The sequence below is a fragment of the Pseudoalteromonas sp. S554 genome, from assembly GCF_005930865.1.
Lineage (GTDB): Bacteria > Pseudomonadota > Gammaproteobacteria > Enterobacterales > Alteromonadaceae > Pseudoalteromonas > Pseudoalteromonas marina.
Genome location: NZ_PNDV01000048.1, coordinates 1 through 3211, shown reverse-complemented (window position 1 = coordinate 3211; position 3211 = coordinate 1). Strand labels below are relative to the sequence as shown.

Sequence of the window (3211 nt, the reverse complement as noted above, 5' to 3'; positions counted from 1 at the left end):
GGGGTTCTAGGGATTTTCCCCTCTAAAGTAACATAAATCGCCACAACCCTCGCAGTTAATGGCTTGTGGAGCTGGGTTACCTTTCATTTTAGACTTCATTTTCAACAATAGGCCTAGTTATTTCCTGTAAATCAGGTAGTTTGCGGTTACTAGCGAACTGATAAGTGCCGCTCAGATTAATGTTCTGCCATGCAACGGGTGATACTTGTCGAGTTATTGCTGCTTTTTCCTCGTCACCAACTTCTTCAAAGTGCAGTAATAGATGACTTAGGATCATCGAGTTAAAGTAGATAATAGCATTTGCCGTCAAACGGGCACACTCGTTCCAGACGACTATTTCTGATTCGTTTTTTCCACGGAACTGGTCACGATTGACCGATGCAATAGCTCGCCTGAGGAAATGCCAGGCTTCGCCTCGGTTCAGTGCTCGTTGAACATATTGGCGCAGACTTGCATCATCAATATAATCAAGTAAATATTGGGCTTTGATGAGCCTATTATATTCCGTTAATGCTTGTAATATAGGGTGTCTAGATGGATAACCAGATAATTTGCGTACTAGCAATGCCTGTGTTGTGCGTTTTTCTTGAAGGGATAACACAATACGCTGAATATCCTGCCAGCCTTCTTCAATCACATTCATTTTTATCGGCTTTTTCAGCGCCAGATGCGTGTTTCCGTCGTCGCTTTCAGTTACGTTAAATAGGTCATTGATCACACTGGTGAACTGAGCATACCTAGGCGCAAAACTATAACCGCATAAATCCAATAAGGCATAATTAACATGATTAACACCATGGGTGTCGGTTGAGAGGACATCTGGCTTAAGATCACTAGTATTAGATTGTAGTAAGTCGTAAATATAATGGGACTCATGCTCATTAGATCCTATGATACGGGCATTTAACGCACTATGATTGGCAACTAACGTCATGGCCGTAATACCTTTGTTGGTGCCGAAGTATTTCGAGGAGTAGCGAGTTTTAAAAGTCTCAAGGTGAGTTTCAAATTTTTGCCCATCGGTACTGGCGTGCAGGACGTCTTCTTGGATGTGATAGTGGCGGAAAATAGGGAGTGCCGCTACTGCGTTATTGATGATATCACTAGCCTCTTGCAAGGTTTCAGGCCTAATATAATTAGCTTGTATAGTGCTTAGATGCTCATAACTGCGATCAGATATTTGTGCCATCCCATATACGCCGCGATGTGTCGCATTCGCAATTAGAATAGCCAATAAATCATCCTGATTGGCGCCTACTTGTTTTTGTATTGGCAGCACGTGTGCGAAGCATTGCATAAAGTTGGTTTCTTGTTCAACATAACGCAACACATCAGCAATACTGACGGGGATCATTTGTTTAAAGAAAGGGTTGTTGACAAGTGATTGGGAGCCTTTAACTGGCAGTCGCCATCGTGTGCCACTTCGGCTCTTCATGATCACATTGCGGTTATCACCATTATCAATGTGACGAGCAACATCTTCTAGGGATGTTGTTAAGCGTATTTGTTTTACTTGCAGTAGCTTCTGAATCGGCTGCTTTAGCTTTTCCAATGTTGATGATGCCAATAGATCAGGCTGTATTGACGATGCAATTAAGTCGTCTTCTAGCGCACGATATTTAGTGACGTTTGATAAGTAAATTCGACCATTAAGCCGAGAAGCCAGTTGACGGTAAAGCAACCATTCGTATCGCTGTGGATGAACAACATCCTTGTTAATTAACCATGGACGATGTTTTTGTTGGATAAGTGTACTATCCATTGTTTGCAATGTATTACCTGCTAATAGTTCTGTTTTTGTGGTTTTGAGCTGGGTCACTAATGCTTCTGAGCCTTTACCTGCTTGGCATTCAAGACATAGAAACACGGGCCTTAATAACTGCTCAATTAACCCGTTTTGATCATCATAATATTGCCATTGATATTCTTCTACCGTGCGTTTTTGCTTTTTTAAGTACAGGCATAGCGTTTCTATATCTTGGTTATTCATTACACTTAATGCTTGTTGCCTAACCGTTGCAAATGGTTGATTATCGTCGATACTGTCATCAACAAACAGATGCAGTAATTCTGCGGCTTTGGTGACATTGTCTGCAGCTGACCTCCATGAGTCAAACACTGCCTGTTGGGCAAACGCATGCGCAGCTTCTTGTTGTTTACGGATATGATGAATAAACCCATCAGCCAATCGCTCTAGGCTTTGCCGTATGCGTTGAGTCAGAAAACACAGCAACCATAGGTGTTGCTGTGGACGCTTAAAGCGTTTTAGTTTACTGCCATAATAATCCACCATTTCACCGAAGTGTTGTTGGTTTTTAGACGATAAGGCTAAGCCCTTAACAGCATTATCAATCTGTCTTGTATAAGGCTGTAACTGATGATACACCGTCAGTTCTTTTTTTAGCTCTGTCACCATAACGCTTTTTGCACCGGCTCGAAGCTGGCTTAAGGAGAGCCCATCTTTGTCATCGATAATAGTATTTAGAAATCCGTGTAGTTCAGATGAAACATGAATACGAAGCTTATTATTTAACGCCTTCTTGACCTGTTGGATAACACGACTGATAAGCTTTTGTAAGACAGTATATTTAGGGATGGCAATTCTATGCGTTGCTAGATATTCAGCGGCTGCATCGAATAGATAACGAGGCTCAAGCCAAGCTTTGCCGACCATAACAAGATGTTCGTACAGCGGCGCAAAGTGCAGACTTTCGTCCCATTTCTGATAGTTTAATAACCTCAGTATTCTTTGATATATACGGTCACGCTGCATCTTATTAATGCTGAAAGGCCTGATCCCTTTGCCTCCTTGAACTTGCGTTGAAATAAACTGCATATCGTCAAAGATGAGGTTAAAGCTAGGTGAAAGAATCACAGGCTTAGACTTAAAATACCCTAATAACGCAATGAAATAGCATCGGTGGTTCCTTAGGCGAATACTTTTCAACTCTGTTAACTCGATCTCGTTTGGCGTAAAATACAATCGTTGTTGTTCAAGTGATAATAGCGGCGGAGAATATAGATCAAGCTGCTCAGCTTTGGTAAGAATTGATAGTTCGTTTTTTATAGCCATAGGAATTAAATTAAGTTTAAGGGGTTGTTAACCTCATAATTTGCCATACTTTGGAGAAGTAACCCACCTTTGTATGCCTTTAAATATGGTGAGTATGGCGATTTATGTTACTTTAGAGGGGAAAATCCCTAGAACCCC

Annotated in this window: 1 protein-coding gene; it reads right to left on the bottom strand. The window is 41.4% G+C overall.

Features of this window, described 5'->3' with window-relative positions; all coding sequences use genetic code 11:
• Positions 1-88 precede the first annotated feature (88 nt).
• Complete coding sequence (locus CWB65_RS11745; RefSeq protein WP_008126957.1) at positions 89-3073, bottom strand: Tn3-like element ISKox2 family transposase; 2985 nt, start codon at positions 3071-3073, stop codon at positions 89-91.
• Positions 3074-3211: the final 138 nt, after the last annotated feature.

Coding starts and splice junctions, on each gene's coding strand:
- CWB65_RS11745 (WP_008126957.1), bottom strand. CDS start 3,073: ATGGCTATAAAAAACGAACTATCAATTCTTACCAAAGCTGAGCAGCTT.